A 17,747-nucleotide genomic window follows, 5' to 3' on the forward strand; every position below is an offset into this window, starting at 1 on the left:
CGACCCCATCTTTTTTTACCTCACGTTGGGCAAATCCGCCACTGGTGGGGCTTTTGACGGGGTTGTCACCCCGTCAGGACAGAGATATCCGCAGTCTGGATAAAGATGGAGAGCATGATCGACGGCTTGATTATCATGTTGCCCAATATTGTGCTGGCGTTAATTGTCTTTGCAATCTTTTTCTGTGTGGGCGGGGCAATTAAGAGAGCGGTCAGGCGGGTTACCCGCCACCACCGCCAAGCACGAAATTTAGGGCTGGTGTTAGGACGGTTGGCGCAGGGTACGATCGTTCTAGTTGGTCTGTTTGTTGCGCTTTCGATTATAATTCCCACATTGAAAGCTGGCGATTTGGTGCAACTGCTGGGAATTAGCGGGGTGGCGATTGGTTTTGCCTTTCGCGAGATATTGCAAAACTTCTTAGCAGGTATCCTAATTCTGTTGACGGAACCGTTCCGAATCGATGACCAAATTGTGTTTAAAAACTTTGAGGGAACGGTAGAAAATATTGAGACCCGCGCTACAACAATCCTAACCTATGATGGTCGCCGGATTGTCATTCCCAATGCCGAATTGTTTACGAATTCCGTGACAGTTAATACTGCTTTCGATAAACGTCGCACGGAATACGATTTTAGTATTGGTTACGGCGACGATATTGACTGCGCCAAGCAGTTAATCCTGGAAGCATTGTACAGCATAAAGGAGGTGTTGAAAGATCCTGCACCCGATGTGCTGGCGATGGATCTAGGAGAAAGTACCGTCAATATCCGCGTTCGGTGGTGGATTGCTCCGCCGCGCCGAATTGACGATCTGCGATCGCGCGACAAGGTAATTTCTGCTATTAAAAAAAAGCTATATGTGGAAAATGGCCTCGATTTGCCTTATCCCACGCGGAACATCTTGTTCCACGATCAAACCGAAGAGACAGATGGCGATCGCTCGCAGCAGCGCGAAGGAAAAGTTCCGAAACCTCGTCGTATGCGCCGCTCTTTGCGAAAACTGGTCGAAAGGCGATCGCAACAAGACGAGAACGGAAAATCTTAACAGCATCACAATTCATGAAAAATATCAAGTTGAGAAAACTTTGGTATTCCCTGCACTTCGCTCGTGCAACCGGAATTGATATCACTCGCCGAGTGATTAAAGGAGTAACAAACCAGAATTGATATGATGCCTAATTTTCAAGCAAAAACCACAGTCCGATTGCCATACACTAAAACACGATTTTGTAAATGATATCGCACCGCTCTTGCTAACACAACTCTTTCTAAATCTTTACCTTTGCGAATCAAATCAGAGACTTCATCGCGGTGACTCACCCGCACAACATCTTGTTCGATAATCGGGCCAGCATCTAAATCTGGTGTAACATAGTGGGCTGTTGCACCGATAATTTTTACCCCTCTTTCATAAGCCCTTTCGTAGGGATTTGCACCCACAAAAGCGGGTAAAAATGAATGGTGAATATTAATCACATGGGGAAATTTTTTGATAAAGTCTTGACTCAAGATTTGCATATACTTAGCCAAAACTACTAAATCAATCTTATATTTTTTAAGGAGTTCTAACTGTTGTGCTTCTTGAATTGCTTTATTGTCTTTAGTAATGGGAATATACTCAAAGTCGATACCGTACTGTGCGGCAATGGGCTTTAAATTTTCATGGTTGCTGATAATCAGCGGAATTTCACCTCTGATTTCTTGCGCTCGCTGTCGCCAAATCAAGTCTAATAAACAGTGATCTTGACGGCTTACCCAGATTGCGATGCGTCGAATTTTATGAGAGAAATGCAATTGCCAATTGGCTTGTAAGTCCTTGGCAATTTCACTAAAAGCAGGTGTTATTTGTTCGGTGGTTAAGTCAAAATCATCTAATTGCCATTCGAGTCGGCTCAGAAATAATCCGGCGGTAAAATCCGTATGGTGATCTGCGTGGATGATATTGCCATTATGGGAGGCGATAAAGTTAGCAAGTAAGGCGACGAGTCCTTTGCGATCGGGACAGGCAATTAACAGGGTTGCAGTAGGCTTAGTCATTGTATAATCGCTAAAGTTTTATTGACCAAGAATTTCTTGATAGTACCCGCCACGTGATTAATCCGTGGAATCAATCCAAAATCGAAAATCGAAAATCCTCAAGCCCCCGCATTTATCCTTGGGGTCAATCTAAAATCTAAAATCTAAAATCTAAAATCGATTGACGCTCCGCAGCATACAAGCTCTTTGAAGTTATTCTGTAGGGTGTACGCTAGGCAGCTTACTGTTACTCGAACTACCGCCGTTTGGTAATCAGGAATTTAAAATACTGCTTACTCCGAAGATTTGTTGTGCGGTTAACTGCAAGTCTGGGAAGAGTGAAGAAATCAGTCGATCGCTCTTTTGAAACAACTGTTTTTGATACTCATCTTCTCGCAGCATACAAATCGTAATTGTCGGCTGCTTGGGTTTGCCAATATATTCTCTGCCGCCAATGCCCAGATAATCCACAATCCAATACTCAGGCACTCCCAGCAGTGCGTAATCTTCAACTTTGCGGGCGTAGTCGTTCTGCCAATTGGTGCTGACGACTTCAGCGATTAGTTTAATTGAGTTTCCCGATGTAATTACAGGTTCTTGTTGCCACAAAGGTTCATTAATTAGTTGAGTTCGATCTACTACAAGTACGTCGGGGCGAAACGCTGTTGCTGTTCCTAATAATTTGATGAGACAGCGAGGGGGAATAAAGTAGGGTAGATCCAGACGATCGATTTCTACATTGAGTTTTCGCCCGAGGAAGGCGGATACTTGTTCGTGCGGCCCCGTTGGTTCCATCTCGGTTAATTCACCATCGATTAGTTCGTAACGCTCGCTGTCGCCAAAGTTGGCAATAAATTCATCAACACTTAGAAGTTTGGCAGGTGATTGAACCATTCTGTTTGCTCCTGGTGATGAATTAAGAATTTTTTTAACTAACCGCAGAGGACGCAGAGGAAGAGAAGAGAGAGAAGATGACAAAGAGTTTTCATATTTCCCTGTTCCCTCTTCCTTCTTTTAAAACCCCATCGCCCCAGCTACTGCATCCAAACTCGGAGCAATGCCACTTTTAAATAGATTGTTGCTGTGATTAATTGCCGTATCCGGGTCTTTCAAACCGTTACCAGTTAGCACGCAAACCACCGTCGCCCCAGTCGGAACTTGGTCTTTTACCTTCAGCAAACCGGCCACAGAAGCCGCACTCGCAGGTTCGCAGAAAATTCCTTCCTCGGATGCTAACAAACGGTAAGCGTCGAGAATTTCGGCGTCGGTGACTGCAGCAAAACTGCCGCGGCTGGCTTCGGAAGCTGCGATCGCCTGTTTCCAGCTAGCGGGGTTGCCGATCCGAATCGCCGTCGCCAGGGTATCTGGGTGCGCCACTGGTTTGCCCGTTACTAAAGGTGCAGCCCCCGCGGCTTGAAATCCCATCATCTGCGGCAGGCGCGAACATTTTTTGGCTTGGTGGTATTGACAAAAACCCATCCAGTATGCTGTGATGTTTCCCGCATTTCCGACGGGAATGCACAGCCAGTCGGGGGCATCGCCCAAAGCGTCAACCACTTCAAAAGCTCCGGTTTTCTGACCTTCCAAGCGGTAAGGATTCACCGAATTTACCAAGGTCACGGGGTAGTTAACAGCCATTTCGCGGACAATTTCTAAAGCCCGATCGAAATTTCCGCCAATCGAAATTACTTCCGCACCGTAAAGCAAAGCTTGCGCCAGCTTGCCCAAAGCCACGTAACCTTCGGGAATCAACACGAAAGCTCGCATTCCCCCGCGTCGGGCGTAGGCGGCGGCGGCGGCCGAAGTATTGCCGGTACTGGCGCAAATTACAGCTTCGGCACCAGCTTCCTTGGCCTTGGAAATCGCCATTGTCATCCCCCGGTCTTTGAAACTACCAGTGGGGTTGAGGCCGTCGTATTTCACCAGGACGCGCACGTCTCTACCGATGAGAGAGGCGATCGCAGGTGCTGGAATCAGGGGAGTATTGCCTTCTTGGAGGGTCACTACCGGCGTGGTTTCCGTCACCGGCAGGTAGGGGCGATAAGCTTCGATCAAGCCGGGCCAGCCGTAGCGTTTCGGCTCGGCTGCGCGGGCAGCGGAGTTAGCAGCGGAGTTAGCAACAGAGTCAGTAGCAGGTAGGATCAGGGTCACGATGTCAATGGTTTTAGGCAATGGCCAAAGAATTTACACTAATTTTAGCTCGATCGGTTAATTTGATGTTTAATACGATCGGTTCAGGTTAAAGTAACTTAATGGTGTGAATGTGTAGATATGTCTACTCAATTACTAATGTCAAATAATTCATCCACTCTTTCCCGGCCTCAAGTTACCGCGAGCAATCCCGAAATGGCTAGTTCTTCTACGCTATCGACCAGTTTTGCCCGCAAAGTAGATTCGGTGAAGTGCCCCTACCAAGCCGATCAGCAAGTTAAGTTCCTGCACTTGCAAGCAGAAATCGAATCCTTGCTGTTGGAAGTGCAAAGCCTCAAACAGCAACGCTCGATCGCTGGCTTGCCGGCTCTCGACCCGATTTCTGGCAGCAAGAGCAATTAGCAGACAATAGCGCCTAATGCTAATTGTCCTGCCCCTGTGTTATAAAAACGAATGTTTTGCTACCCGCAGTGTTTTTTGCCAAAAGTGCTAGAAATTCCTAACTGCGGATAGCGATCGCTAGCATTTGCTAAAACGCGCTTGCCTACAGCTCAACTCGTCTGCTGCTTGCTAGCAACGAGCTGACCTTTTACTGCGCTTTTTTATGCGCTAATTTTGTTAAGCCATGCTCATGGCATACGGAGAATCGAAATCAATTTATGACAGCATCGATCGAAAAACCACTAAATTTGACATCCGCAAGTGACACTTCCAACCTGCGCCTCAAAGATATTCTCAAAACCCTGCCGCGGGAAGTATTCGTCAAAAACCCCCGCAAAGCTTGGACAAAAGTAATCGTCAACGTTTTGCTCGTTGCTGTTGGTTATTGGGGCATAGCAGTCTCTCCTTGGTTTCTACTACCCCTAATGTGGATTTTCACAGGAACCGGATTAACCGGTTTTTTTGTGATCGGCCACGACTGCGGGCACCGGTCATTTGCTAACCGCCGCTGGGTAAACGATTTAGTCGGACATATTGCATTTCTGCCGTTAATTTTCCCGTTTCACGCATGGCGGCACGGCCACAATTATCACCACAAGCACACCAATAAACTTGGCGAAGATAATGCTTGGCATCCGATGACAGCCGCAGACTACGCTGGCGCCCCCAAGGCTTTACAAATAGCTTATAGTTTAATATTTGGTCCAATGTGGTGGATCGGCTCGATCGCTCACTGGGCAAAAGTACACTTTATGTGGTGGCGGTTCAAAGGTCAACAGAAACAAGAACAAGTGCGGTTTTCAGTTTTTGTCGTTTTAATCGGTGCTGCGATCGGATTCCCGATTTTAATTGCAACCACAGGCATTTGGGGATTTGTCAAATTTTGGTTGATGCCCTGGCTGGTTTACCATTTCTGGATGAGCACTTTTACGATCGTTCACCACACAGCACCAGACATTTCATTTCAAGAACCCGAAGAATGGAACGAAGCCCAAGCGCAACTATCGGGAACAGTTCACTGCGATTATCCCCGCTGGGTAGAGTTTCTGTGCCACGACATTAACGTGCACGTTCCCCACCACCTTTCAACTGCTATTCCCTGGTACAATTTGCGCCTCGCCCACAGCAGCTTAAAGGAAAATTGGCAAGATCATCTCTACGAAACAGAATTTTCTTGGTCTTTAATGAAGCGGATTGCCGACAACTGTCACCTATACAATCCCGCTGGTGGCTATCAAACATTGCAGGAATTTAACGCTCAAACAAAGTAAGTTTGAAACGCGATTAATCCCCTAAAAACCCGGTTTGTCAAACAAAACCGGGTTTTTCGATATTACAATCCCTAGCTTTTGTAAGGGGAGGAATGCGCGCCCTCCTGTCAATATCACAATCCATACCATTATTAAATCAGTCATTCCCAATCTAAAATCTAAAATCTAAAATCTAAAATCGAATGACTTTCAATCCCAATAATTGTCGCAACGAAAGCGAAGTAGAAACCAAACTCATTGTCAGCTATCTGCTACCAAAGTTAGGCTATACCCCCGACACTTGGCACCAAGAAATAGCATTTGGGAATATTCGTCTAGACTTCCTCTCATTTGCCACCCAAGTTATTCCCATAGTTGTCGATGCAGACTCGCCGATGAGTGTAGTTATGGAGGCTAAACATCCGAAGGAAAATTTAGACCGCCACCTGCGAAAGCTCACTCGCTATTTAACAAGTTTGAGCATCCGCTACGGCCTCATAACTAACGGTAAAGAAATTAGAATTTATGCAAGAATCGCCGATGATATTCAGCTAGTCTTTAAGTGTGCTGGAAAAGACCTTGAAAATAGAATTGATGAAATTATCGCTTTAATTGGCAGAGATAGTTTAAAATTTATAAAAAATCCCGACAATCTCGAACTGGAAGATAGTAAAATTAACTTGGTTAGTCCTGAGTTAATTAGCGAAGTCCCAGTACAGCCCAACAATCCCGCCACCGCAGAACCTGAGACAAGTCAAATCTCTGAACCGGAACAAATACCTGAAAATTATCCAGTTAAGCCTCAAGTTAAATCCGATGTAACCGTTCCCCAAAAAAGGCAAAATAGTATGAAAGTTATTGCAGTTTACCATAACAAAGGCGGCGTTGGCAAAACTACAACTGTAGTCAATTTAGCTGCTGCGCTGAGCAAGAAAGGTAAGAGAGTCCTGGTAATAGACTTAGACAGTCAGGCAAATACAACCTTTGCGACTGGTCTAGTAAAATTCGAGGATGAAGAACAAGACGATTTGAAAGATAATAATATTCTTCAAGTTTTGCAATCAGAAGACTTTTTCTCGATTGCACAAGTAGCTCGCAAGTCTAATTTTTGCCATCCCGAAATTGATGTGGTTCCTTCCCACATCGATTTAATGCAATATGAAACGGAACTCAATCAACTAGATTACAGCCGAATGATTTTAATTCAGAAACTAGCAGAAGTACAGGAAAAATATGATATTGTACTGATCGATACGCCGCCATCGTTGAATTTTTATGCTAGAGTTGCCCTAATTGCGGCAGATTATTTAATTATTCCTTCTGACTTAAAACCTTTTGCGAATCAAGGACTGATTAATGTCAAGGATTTTATTAAAAAAGTTAATGGATTTAAAAAACAAATTGGCAAGAAACCTCTAGAAGTTTTAGGCGTACTCTCTTGCAAAATCTCAACTAATAGTAAATTTGTACAGTACAGTTTGCCCAAGCGGAGAGAGGCAATTCCCAAACGCTACGGCTTTGAAATCATGGACAGCGTAATTTACGAGAGAGACGATTTAGCAAAGTGTGCAGAACAATTTCAAATCGTGGGAAATATGGAAATCGCCGATCCCATTTCAGTGCTAGACTTTAAGCCAGATTCCATCGCATCCCAAGAATTTGAAATGCTAGCACTAGAAGTTTTGGAAAAAATAGGTAAAAACTAATGAAAAAATTATCTCCGTCACTGGTTGCAGTTAAAAAAATTACATCCGCAGTTCCCCGTTCCAATTTTGCAGATGCTGATTTGGATAAATTAGCGAGATTGATTTTAGAGTCAGGAGGATTGATTAACCCAATAATTGTCCGCCGCAACGGTATGGATGCTTACGAAATAGTAGACGGAGACTTTGAATACTATGCGGCGGCGAGAGCCAAGGAAATAGAACCTCAAAAAGGCGAGACAATCGGAGCATTTATCCTGGAAGAAGAAAATGAAGAGCTTCTACTGGAACAACTTAAAATTCGCAGAAAAACCGCAATCACTGAGAATAAAATTGTAAGTGAGGTTCCCCAACAGTCCTCCAGCTTTGAACAGCGGCTGACAAATATTGAAACTCGATTGGAAAACAGAATTAATGAATTGAAAGCCGAGTATACGCGGGAAAAACAGGCGCTGATAGAGAGGGTTAAAGATGTTGAAAGTCGGATTCCCAAACCTGTTCCGCTGTTGGAAGCACTCAACACTCAAGATAAATTCAAATTGGCTACAAATTTGAAAAATGCTGGCATAAAAGCTCAAACAATAGAACAAATCATCAAAGAGCGAGATTTGCAGCAGTTTGCATCTTTTGAAAATGTGTTGGAACGCATGAAAGGTAAAGGGTTAGGCGAGAAAACAATAATTAAGCTTATTGACAAGTGGCAAAAATATTTATAAGCTTTCAGCAATCTTAATTGCATTTTTGGGGCGCTCAAAGCGCGCCCGACAAAAGTTGAAAAACCCGATATGACTCGGCGGTTGAAACCGATCCTACACAAACTTTCGCGCCTCTCGCTTGAGACTAAAGAATAAAGGGGATATTAAAGCTGGCTTTCGTATAAATCGCAATTGCGATCGCAACTCGCAACGTCAGCCCGATCGCCCTGATGCCAAAAAAAGTAAAAAAGTAAAGATGAGTAAAGCAGTGTATGCTTGGTGTCCCGCAGGCAGTTAAACTCATCACAGTCGCTTTTTTAGGAATTGCAGTAACTTTTGCCGATCGGGCTGTCACCGCACAGCCAGCCGCACAGTTACAGCAGCAACGGCATATCTCCCCCAGATAACCGAGTTCGATCGCAGACTGGGAAGACTCAGCCCAAGAAACCCTTTAACTTACCACGGTCTGGGTAAGGTGTTTGTCTCGCACCTTACAATTAGAGTTCTTGGGTTAGTCCTGCATCGGTTAAAACGCAGGCTGTAAAGTGCAAACATACATAAATACCCAAACACCAGATTTTAATGACAAAAGGGGACTTGTAACAAGATGGATCGATCGTCCGATCAAAACCGAATAGTTGAATATTTGCGGATTAAGCCCATTAGTCACAGTCAGATTTACACTTCCCAAATTGCAATACCAGAGTCTCATCGGGGCGAAATTCCTCGCGAACGCCGCGAAGATCTCAGGAGAAGTTTGATCGAGCAAGGCAGCAACTTGATTCCTTTAATTGTACGCCCCACTGAAGCTTACAGCAACGAAGAAGAATATGAAGTAGTCTGCGGCTCAGATTGGTGTATTGTTGCAAAAGAACTCGGCATCGAGCAAATGTGGGCGTGGGTATTTGAAATGACCGACGAGGAGGTAGCTGTTACTCAAGCAGAAATGGAACATTTAGCTCCGCAACCGACTCAGAAAACAGCACAAATTGAGACTCTACTGCAACAATTTGAGCTATCCTTTCAAAAAAAGGTAGATAGTCTAACAAAACAAATAGAACAATCTGTTAAAAAAAATGAAGATCTGCTAAAAAAGCACGTAAAAGCTCTAACTGATCAGAACTTTGAGCGTAACCAAATAGAACAGATTAAACATTTGCTCGAACAAGTGGAAAAAGCATTTCATGAAAAGGTAGATAAAATGGCTAAAAAAATTGAACAATCGAGCAGCAACCGTCCGCCAACATCTGCTGTTATTTCTGAGGTAAATCTTGAAGGTGCTTTGAGACAGTTGGATGAACTGGAAAAACTGCTGTCAAGAAAACTAGAACGCACAGTCCAAACAATTAATCAGTTTGTTTCCGACGCCATTGAAGACGTAGAAAATGACCTGAAAAATCAAATTGAAATGCTCCGCCGCCAACTCGGAGGCGCAGCGACGCACTCAGAAATACAGCCCGAAGCACAACCGAAGAAGCAGTCAAAAACGCAGCCGAAGAAGCAGTCGAAAGCACAGCAGAAACCTCAGTTACCGCAGTTGCAGTTGGAGTTGCCGTTTCCGTCCCCGTCCCCAGAAGAAGACTATGAAAGTCTTTCGCTGAGACGGTTGAAGGCGATCGGCAAAGACCGGAAAGTGCGGGGCTACGCGCGCATGAAACGACCGGAAATTCTGGCTGCTCTCAGACAAACTGACGGTTAATAAAACGATAATTGCTAATAGTTAAAGACTAATTATTCGGTGTTCGATCGCGTGTTTCGGCAAAAAGCGCGATCGGGCTTTCAGAATAGTCCTCGGCAGAGATATGAAAAGCTTGCTAAAATAGACACACAACCTCTTACTTCTCACCCAGCAGCCATGTCCGCAACCGCAGAATTAGCTACTACCCAAGATATACTAGAACAAGAGATACCGGAAAACTTTATCTTTCCTCCCGGCGATTTAGATAGTGATGAACATTCCGTAGAAACAGAACTGCACCTGCGACAAATAATCCTACTCCTCCAATGCCTAGAATGGCTGTGGCGAGATAGAAATGATTTCTATGCTGCTGCCAACCTCACCATTTATTACTGTTCCAATCAACTTAAATCGAAAGAATTCCGAGGCTCCGACTTTTTTGTTGTACTCGGAACGGAACGCAAAACTCGGAAAAGCTGGGTAGTTTGGGATGAAGAGGGAAAATACCCCAATATTATCGTAGAAATCCTGTCTCCCAAAACAGCGGATATAGACAAAAACTTTAAGAAACAACTGTATCAAGATACTTTTCGCACTCATGATTACTTTTGGTTTGACCCAGAAAATTTAGAATTAGCTGGGTTTCATTTAGTTGACGGAGAATATGAAGCAATCGCACCCAACGAATTCGGGCATCTGCGGAGTCAGCAGCTCGATTTGAGTCTCGGAATTTGCGAGGGAAAATTGCGTTTGTTTACAGCAGAAGGAGAGCTTGTCCCGACTCCTCAAGAATTTGCAGAATGCGAGACTCAACGAGCCGATCGCCTGGCTGCGAAACTGCGAGAATTAAATATTGATCCCGATACAATTTAGCGATCGTCCTTTTATTCAACTTTCCTGCATTGTAAGCTGGTTTAGGCGATCGCATATCCCGTATGTTGCCGAACATGATACGGATGAAACCCTAAAACTATCTTGTCTTTAGGCACTCCTAATTCTACAAGTTCTGCGGTAATTCCCGTTTCTATACCATCGTATTGAATCCAGATTTTGCCGTCGATAATTTCCACATGAACGATACAATCGTGAATTCTTTTAGGCCCTTGCCAGCCATAGTGCATTAGTAAAAAATTGTTTTGTTCGCTGTCAACAATAACGCTGCTTTTAATTTCTCCGTGTCCGTAAGAAATCTGGGCATAACTATCTAAAACATTGCGAACAATTTGGCGATATTCATCTAGTCTATCCATCTGACAATTGTCTCCTTTAATGAATCAAAAACTATTAGTTTAAATCTCTTGTTCTCTAACAAAATCTGCCCGATAGGTTCAGAAAAGATTTCTGCATAAACTTCTGCACGAATTGCCAGATATATTATCCGTTCAGGTTCCGCTCGCTGTAGAATATCTTCGTAAACAATATACTGTCCAACCGCTTGTTCTAAGTCATGAACTGGTGAAGCACTCACAAAACTTTTCACTTCTACAGCAATTTTGCGACCTTGCTTTTCGGCAGCAAATAGTTTTTCTGCACCCAAATCGACGCTGAGAGTACGTTTGCCAATTTTTAAGGGTAGGGGATCTTTGGTTATCGTCCACCCATCTTTTTCTAGGGCTGTTCTGACATTATTGTGGTAGATGTCTTGGGCTGGCATATTCTAAGCTGAACCATCAAATGTCACCCTAATTATAGAATAACACAAGACTTTTGAACACGGATAACTCATCAATTCAAACTACTTACTGTCGCGTGTATCTGTGCTTCACCCCAGTCGGAAAATACTCCGCATCGCCCGTCGCAGTTAATGTCACCACAGGTAACTGATATTCTGGCGGCACGTAATTAGCAAATTCGCTGTTTAGCCGCCGCAATTGCGCGAGAATTGAAGATGCGATCGCCTGCTGCATCTCCTCATCGCCCTCCACCCCCGCTGCTAATTCCACAACCACCGATAAAAACCGATTTTGATCCGAATCCTCCCTGACTTGCAGTACAAATTTTCCCGTCACCCATTCCCGAATAGTGGGAACTTCTAAACCTACGGTGACATTTTCCGGGTAAATGTTAGCACCGAAGTAGGAAACGGTAAAGTGCGATCGCCCGAATACATAGACAAATGGCAAGCAGCGAATTCCTCTGGGGAAATCAGAAACTTTCATACCTGCTGCTTGCTGCAAACGTGCCACAGGATTAAATCCCCATTCTGCCAAAAAATTGAGCATTGCTTCGTAACAAATTAAACCGCCGTTATCGGAGATGTGATAGCGTATTAGCGGGATGCCGTTGTCGCCAGAAAATAATAGCGTGCCGTCATTATTCACTTCAAAAAAGCGGCTTTTCGGATCGTACTGCACCAGCGTTGGCAACCGCGATTCCCCGAATAAATTGCGTGCTGCTTCGGGATTGTTTGCTAAAAAGCGGCGGATGCAAATGCTCAGCGGTGTCTCGTTGCCCAAAACGCCCGCATCGGCAGTACCGTAAAGGCTCGCAGAGTTGTAATATAGATTGTCAGAATTAGTGCGATCGCTCACCAAACTCCGCCATTCTTCGCTAAACACTTCCCCCGCAAACACCATCTTAATTCGATATTTTTGCCACTCCACACCCCCAGCAATTCCGGTATCAATCACATCCTTGATAAATGGCGGATATCCCAACAAAACTACTTGCTCAAAATGCTCCCCAAGTTCCTGCACAACTCGCAATATTTCAGTCTTATTATTCCCAGGCGTCACAACTGTAACTGGATAGCCCTTAGTCGCTAGATAGCGGCAGCAATTTGCCGTGTACATTCCCCCTACCCAAGTTCCCAACGGAAAGCAAATCACAGCTAAAGTTGAGCGATTGTCGGCGTAAAAACTGTCGTGAAATATTTGTTCAAAACGAGCGGCAATTTGCAACTCGTCGCTGATAAAACGCGGCCAAAATGTCGGGTTTCCTGTCGAACCAGATGAAACAGCAATGAAATCGCAAGTTTCTAATTTGCCCTGGTAGCACAACTGAGGTAGCGGGTGACAGCGTAAATAATTCTCTTTGGTAATTAGCGGCAATTTTTGGAAGTCTTCAAAGGTTTGAATTGAGGCGGGATTGATGTTATGTTCAGCTAGGAAATTCTGGTAAGCTGGTACTGTAGCCGCGACTTTTTGAAAAAGCGCGTGAAGCGCAGCTATCCCGTAGGGAATCGCCCCGGATTCGGCAACTCGATTCTGCTGGTGTTGCAATCGTTCCTCAAGCGGCGCCCTCAAAAACTCTTCAAACCCCCCCATTGCTCGCTGACGCTGTTCTGGCTGCATGATTGGCTCCTTAAAATGGGTACTTTGCACCTCGATCGCTCAAGATTCCATTAGTAGCGCGACCCGATCGCACATTGGGCTGGACACTAAAAATTTGAACACATTTTGAGGTCGATCGAAAATATGGCGCAGTGGATAAACTTCAATAGCACGAAACTGCTGTTTTCACAATAACCACAGGAGATAGCCAAGCTGCCGATCGACTAATCAACACTGACACACTATGGCAAGATTAAATCAGCGATCGCCCAAAACTCCCAGTCTCAGTCAAGCGTGAAAATCCGACGCAGCAAGTTCCAATGAACAATCCCATCTACCCCGGCATAACTCTCAACAACCATTACCGCATCGTCCGCGAATTGGGACACGGAGGCTTCGGGCGCACCTACCTCGCTGAAGACGCCCACCGATTTAACGAACCCTGCGTTTTAAAAGAATTTGCGCCCCAAGTACATGGAAGTTACGCTTTACAAAAATCCGAGGAACTGTTCGAGCGGGAAGCGGGAGTGCTCTACAAGCTGCAACACAATCAAATCCCGCGCTTTCGCGAACTCTTCCGCGTCAGTATTAGCGATCGAGGCTACCTATTTTTCGTCCAAGACTACGTGCCCGGTCAAACTTACCGCTTTCTGCTCGACGCCCGCAAGCGTCAGGGTTTGCGGTTCATAGAAGCAGAAATCAATCAATTACTGCTGCAGATTTTGCCCGTGCTCGAATACATTCACTCTTTGGGAGTGATTCACCGCGACATCTCCCCGGACAACCTGATTCTGCGGAGTTCTGACGGGATGCCCGTGCTGATCGACTTTGGCGGAGTAAAACAAGTCGCCGCCACCGTAGAGTCTCTATTCGCTGAGGCTAACGGCACTCTCGCCCCCGCGACTCGCATCGGCAAGCTCGGCTATGCTCCCGTCGAACAGATGCAGATGGGCATTGTCTCTCCCCACAGCGATTTGTACGCTCTGGCGGCCACGGTTTTGGTGTTGCTGACTGGGAAGGAACCCCATCAATTGCTCGACAGCCATACCCTGAATTGGAACTGGCGGGGGGAATGTTCTCTGTCTCCGAATTTGTCCCTGGTGCTGGATAAAATGCTTGCTCAGCAGCCGAGCCAGCGTTACTCCTCGGCTCGCGAGGTAATGCTCGCTCTCTCCGGCAATCCGCCGTTACAGCCACCTTTGCCACCAGCCCCGGATTTTGGGATCACCCAGCCACCAGATTTCTCGCCTATACCCGTGCCCGCTCCCACACCAAAACTGCCGGGAACTCCGGTGCGAATTGCTGCTATTGGCAATCAGCAAAAGATGCCTGCTTGGAAAATGGTTTTGTTCGTGGTGGCGGTGCTCTCAAGTATGGGGGGAGTTGGCTGGTTGGCGGGCAATTCTTTGTTAAATCTGCAATCAAAAGTACAGAAAGTTCCCCAGCCTTCAAGCCCGAAGCAGGAGCAAGAAGATGCTTTGCAAGATCGCTTTGTAAAGCTCAAAATTAACGATCAATTCTATAACGGTTACGTCAACCTTGTGGACGAGACTTTTTATGCCAAATACCCGGAATTGGGGGGACGATTGTTAAAAGAAGGCGAGGGAGATCGCCAATGGCGCGAAAGGTGGCAGAAAATCGGCGACGAGTTGCTCGACAAGCTGGAAAATCTCAGCAGTGACGCTAGAGCGCGGTTGGGCACTTACGACACCGCCGATATCGATCGCTGGAAAACTGAGGTTAACAAGCTGAATTTGAGTAGTCGGGCTTTGTACGATTTGGCTGATGCTAGGTTCTTTTATTGGTTTCCACAACAGCCGCGCGATCGCAATATAATTGGTTTGCCGATCGGACAAATTTGGCAAGCAATTACCGCCGACGAACTCGAAGCCTTACAAGCTGGAGCAACTGTTGAAAGCGTTGAATTTGACCGCCGAGCGAACAGCAAAAGCCTCGCAGGCAATCTCAAACCCGGAGAAGGGAAAGCTTACATTGCCAGGTTAGCTCAAAATCAAACTTTGCGCGTGAATTTGCAAGCACCGCGCAAATCTACCCTACTGTCAATTTATACTCCAGGGCGGACAAAGGGCGCGCGAGCTTTGCTGGAAGATGCAGAAGGACTTAGTTGGTCTGGATTGCTGGATGATGCTGGTTTTTATGAATTCGTGGTAGTTTCTCAAGCATCTGAGCCGATCGCTTACGAGTTGAACCTGACGGCGGAATAACTGCTATTGACGCTCTCTATCCACCCAGGCAATAATAAGGTAATACCAATCAGGTAAGTTTTCCTGTTCAAAGAAAGAATATGCTGAGATTCGCGATCGTAGCTTTAGTGACTTTGGGATTAGTATTAGTGACTGCACTAGGTTTACATCCGGCCAATGCGACAGTCAGCACTCCCGAATTTTATGCTTGGAACTTTGCCTCTGTAGGCAGTAGCGAGCTGGTTTGTAAAAAGACGGTGGTTGTTCCGCAAGACCAGATAATTCCGTCATCATCCATGCACGCTGTCAGTATCACTTCTGCAATTGTAGATTCCAAGTTTTGCGCGAATTCCACTAAGCCTGTGAATTAAGGCACCGCATAATAGGATTTCGGGTGAGAGAACCATAATTAAGTTCTCCGTTAATCGATTTTAGATATTAGATTTACTTCACAGATGAATCTGGGAGATTGAACCTTAATCTAAAATTTTTATCTCTCCACTACTGTTGTCTGAAAGCAAGTATCTTTTTTTGGATGAATCAGGATGCAGCATCCTGATTCATCCATGGAGATAAAACTCTAGTTTTCAGTACAAACACGGACTAATTATGAACAATTAACCGGACATAATATAAGTGATAGCCTGAGTAATTTCCGCCATCGGCGCACTGAAACTGTTCGCTAATTTTTTTTATGAGAAATACTGGGTATTTTGTCATAAAAGTTTATCCAACGAGTCGGGCGCAGCAGTTTTCTGCTTTTGAAAGAGATCGAAAGTTTCCCAATTTGGGCAGTTCTTTGATTGTGACTTAAGAACCGAGGGAAAATATTGAGCCATTTGGCTAATCATTTATTGGCTAATTGGCCCAATTACTAATTCCCTAGTTTGAGTATGCTAGAGTTAGTCAGGTTCAGATATATAGTGGCATCTGTTATCTAAGTATCATGCTCAAAATTTTGGTAATTGAGGACGACGAATTAATCCGGGAAACTCTTCTGCAACTCCTGGAATCTCACAGCTACCGGGTCATTGCGGCCGAGAACGGTCGAGCTGGGGTGCAGATGGCACTTTCGGAGATACCGGATTTAATTTTGTGCGATGTGCAGATGCCGGAACTCGACGGTTATGACGTGTTGCGGACTCTGCGGCAAAACTCTCTAGCTGCAACAATTCCATTTATTTTCCTCACGGCTCAAAGTGACAAAACCGATTTTCGTCGGGGGATGGAATTGGGGGCAGACGATTACCTAACAAAGCCGTTTACCAAGGCTGAATTGCTGGGAGCCATTGCTTCTCGCGTCTTGAAACGGCAAACTATTACTCAACCGCTGACAGTCGCGCTTCACCAAGCAGAAGCCAGACTCAAAGATTTAGTTAACGACTCCACCAAGGTTACGACTCTCTCTCCTGAAAAGTTTGCTCTCGAAGCTTTGCTGCGCCACGCTTTGGCACAAGGTGAGTTTCAGGTATACTATCAGCCACAAGTGAATATTGCGACCGGTCAAGTTATCGGCGCCGAAGCTTTAGTGCGCTGGCAAAATCCCGATCGAGGTATAATTTCTCCCGTCGAATTTATTCCCTTAGCAGAAGAAACAGGTTTAATTATTCAGATTGGGGAGTGGGTACTGCTTTCAGCTTGCGCTCAAGCCGCTAGTTGGCTGGCTGCAGGGTTTTCGCCCTTTACAATATCAGTAAATTTGTCTGCGCGACAGTTGTCAGACCCGGAACTCAAGGCGCGAATCGTGCAAATATTGGAAACTACAGGTTTAGATCCTGCTAATTTAGAATTAGAAATGACCGAAAGCGCTTTGGTGGAAAATGCGACAGTAGCAGGCGCTACTTTAAACGAACTTAAAGCTCTAGGAATTCGGATTGCTATTGACGACTTCGGCACCGGTTACGCTACTTTAGGATATCTCAAGCAATTTGCTTTTGACAGTTTAAAGATCGATCGAATTTTCGTCCGTAATGCCAACGAAGATGCTCAAAATGCTGCTATTACTACAGCAGTAATTTTACTGGGTCACAGTTTGAACATGACTGTAATTGCTGAGGGAGTGGAAACAGAAGCAGAACTAGATTTTTTGAAACAACATCAGTGCGATATCATGCAGGGGTATCTGTTCAGTCGCCCCGAACCAGCAGCGATAATTGAAAGTATGTTGGTTGCCGACCCAAGTTTGTTCGCGCCGCCGCCAGCAGCACCTGGTCGCGTTGTTCCTTTTGTACCTGTGTCTGAACCCGAAAAATCTAAAAACCTTTCAATGTCGGGTCTAGGAATAGTGTAAGTGTCACCAAAATTTCTGTTTTATAGGATAAAATTCTTTCTTTTACCT

At 45.2% G+C, this 17,747-nt stretch carries 17 protein-coding genes; 11 read left to right on the forward strand and 6 right to left on the reverse strand.

Annotated features, from left to right (window positions below; genetic code table 11):
- The first annotated feature begins 105 nt into the window (after positions 1–105).
- Positions 106–1,044, forward strand: a complete 939-nt coding sequence (locus QUA24_RS22455; RefSeq protein ID WP_333232199.1) for a mechanosensitive ion channel family protein — start codon at positions 106–108, stop codon at positions 1,042–1,044.
- Between the two features lie 137 nt (positions 1,045–1,181).
- On the opposite strand, the gene purU is transcribed toward QUA24_RS22455, so the two are convergent.
- The 3 genes from purU to thrC all read right to left on the reverse strand — a co-directional run bounded on the left by purU (position 1,182) and on the right by thrC (position 4,166).
- A complete protein-coding gene (purU, locus tag QUA24_RS22460) occupies positions 1,182–2,036 on the reverse strand; it encodes a formyltetrahydrofolate deformylase (protein WP_333232201.1) in 855 nt (284 codons plus the stop codon).
- A 252-nt stretch (positions 2,037–2,288) separates the two neighbouring features.
- Entirely contained in the window at positions 2,289–2,909 is a 621-nt protein-coding gene (locus tag QUA24_RS22465; RefSeq protein ID WP_333232203.1) for a Uma2 family endonuclease, read from the reverse strand.
- 120 nt (positions 2,910–3,029) lie between these two features.
- Positions 3,030–4,166, reverse strand: coding sequence for a threonine synthase (gene thrC, locus QUA24_RS22470; protein WP_333232205.1), 1,137 nt, complete (start codon positions 4,164–4,166; stop codon positions 3,030–3,032).
- Positions 4,167–4,286: 120 nt separating this feature from the next.
- Here thrC and QUA24_RS22475 point away from each other — a divergent pair, with 120 nt between their 5' ends.
- The 7 genes from QUA24_RS22475 (at position 4,287) to QUA24_RS22505 (ending at position 10,806) form a co-directional block, all read left to right on the forward strand.
- Positions 4,287–4,568 carry a hypothetical protein gene (locus QUA24_RS22475; protein ID WP_333232206.1) on the forward strand — a complete coding sequence of 94 codons (282 nt, stop codon included), beginning with the start codon at positions 4,287–4,289 and terminating at the stop codon, positions 4,566–4,568.
- A 257-nt stretch (positions 4,569–4,825) separates the two neighbouring features.
- The gene (locus QUA24_RS22480) at positions 4,826–5,878 is read left to right on the forward strand and encodes a fatty acid desaturase (protein WP_333232208.1); all 1,053 of its coding nucleotides are present in this window, start codon (positions 4,826–4,828) and stop codon (positions 5,876–5,878) included.
- Between the two features lie 182 nt (positions 5,879–6,060).
- Positions 6,061–7,563: an AAA family ATPase gene (locus QUA24_RS22485; RefSeq protein WP_333232210.1), complete on the forward strand. Its 1,503-nt coding sequence runs from the start codon at positions 6,061–6,063 to the stop codon at positions 7,561–7,563.
- Positions 7,563–8,276, forward strand: coding sequence for a ParB N-terminal domain-containing protein (locus QUA24_RS22490; RefSeq protein WP_333232212.1), 714 nt, complete (start codon positions 7,563–7,565; stop codon positions 8,274–8,276). Before QUA24_RS22485 ends, QUA24_RS22490 begins: the two co-directional genes overlap by 1 nt.
- Positions 8,277–8,527: 251 nt before the next feature.
- Complete coding sequence (locus tag QUA24_RS22495) at positions 8,528–8,662, forward strand: hypothetical protein (protein WP_333212740.1); 135 nt, start codon at positions 8,528–8,530, stop codon at positions 8,660–8,662.
- Positions 8,663–8,862: 200 nt separating this feature from the next.
- Entirely contained in the window at positions 8,863–9,954 is a 1,092-nt protein-coding gene (locus QUA24_RS22500; protein WP_333232214.1) for a Rho termination factor (modular protein), read from the forward strand.
- 156 nt (positions 9,955–10,110) lie between these two features.
- Positions 10,111–10,806 (forward strand): Uma2 family endonuclease, encoded by a 696-nt coding sequence (locus tag QUA24_RS22505; protein ID WP_333232215.1) that lies wholly within the window; start codon positions 10,111–10,113, stop codon positions 10,804–10,806.
- Positions 10,807–10,847: 41 nt separating this feature from the next.
- Here QUA24_RS22505 and QUA24_RS22510 read toward each other — a convergent pair whose 3' ends face one another.
- The 3 genes from QUA24_RS22510 to QUA24_RS22520 all read right to left on the reverse strand — a co-directional run bounded on the left by QUA24_RS22510 (position 10,848) and on the right by QUA24_RS22520 (position 13,226).
- Complete coding sequence (locus QUA24_RS22510) at positions 10,848–11,183, reverse strand: XisI protein (RefSeq protein WP_333232217.1); 336 nt, start codon at positions 11,181–11,183, stop codon at positions 10,848–10,850.
- The gene (locus QUA24_RS22515; RefSeq protein WP_333232218.1) at positions 11,171–11,587 is read right to left on the reverse strand and encodes an element excision factor XisH family protein; all 417 of its coding nucleotides are present in this window, start codon (positions 11,585–11,587) and stop codon (positions 11,171–11,173) included. Before QUA24_RS22515 ends, QUA24_RS22510 begins: the two co-directional genes overlap by 13 nt.
- 85 nt (positions 11,588–11,672) lie before the next feature.
- Positions 11,673–13,226, reverse strand: coding sequence for a phenylacetate--CoA ligase family protein (locus QUA24_RS22520; protein WP_333232220.1), 1,554 nt, complete (start codon positions 13,224–13,226; stop codon positions 11,673–11,675).
- 299 nt (positions 13,227–13,525) lie between these two features.
- Between QUA24_RS22520 and QUA24_RS22525 the strand changes: the two genes are divergently transcribed.
- The 3 genes from QUA24_RS22525 (at position 13,526) to QUA24_RS22535 (ending at position 17,699) form a co-directional block, all read left to right on the forward strand.
- Complete coding sequence (locus tag QUA24_RS22525) at positions 13,526–15,430, forward strand: serine/threonine-protein kinase (RefSeq protein WP_333232221.1); 1,905 nt, start codon at positions 13,526–13,528, stop codon at positions 15,428–15,430.
- A gap of 80 nt (positions 15,431–15,510) precedes the next feature.
- Positions 15,511–15,780 (forward strand): hypothetical protein, encoded by a 270-nt coding sequence (locus QUA24_RS22530; protein ID WP_333232223.1) that lies wholly within the window; start codon positions 15,511–15,513, stop codon positions 15,778–15,780.
- 575 nt (positions 15,781–16,355) lie between these two features.
- Positions 16,356–17,699 carry an EAL domain-containing response regulator gene (locus QUA24_RS22535; RefSeq protein ID WP_333212754.1) on the forward strand — a complete coding sequence of 448 codons (1,344 nt, stop codon included), beginning with the start codon at positions 16,356–16,358 and terminating at the stop codon, positions 17,697–17,699.
- Positions 17,700–17,747: the final 48 nt, after the last annotated feature.

The sequence above is a fragment of the Microcoleus sp. Pol12B5 genome (genome assembly GCF_036701335.1).
GTDB lineage: Bacteria > Cyanobacteriota > Cyanobacteriia > Cyanobacteriales > Microcoleaceae > Microcoleus.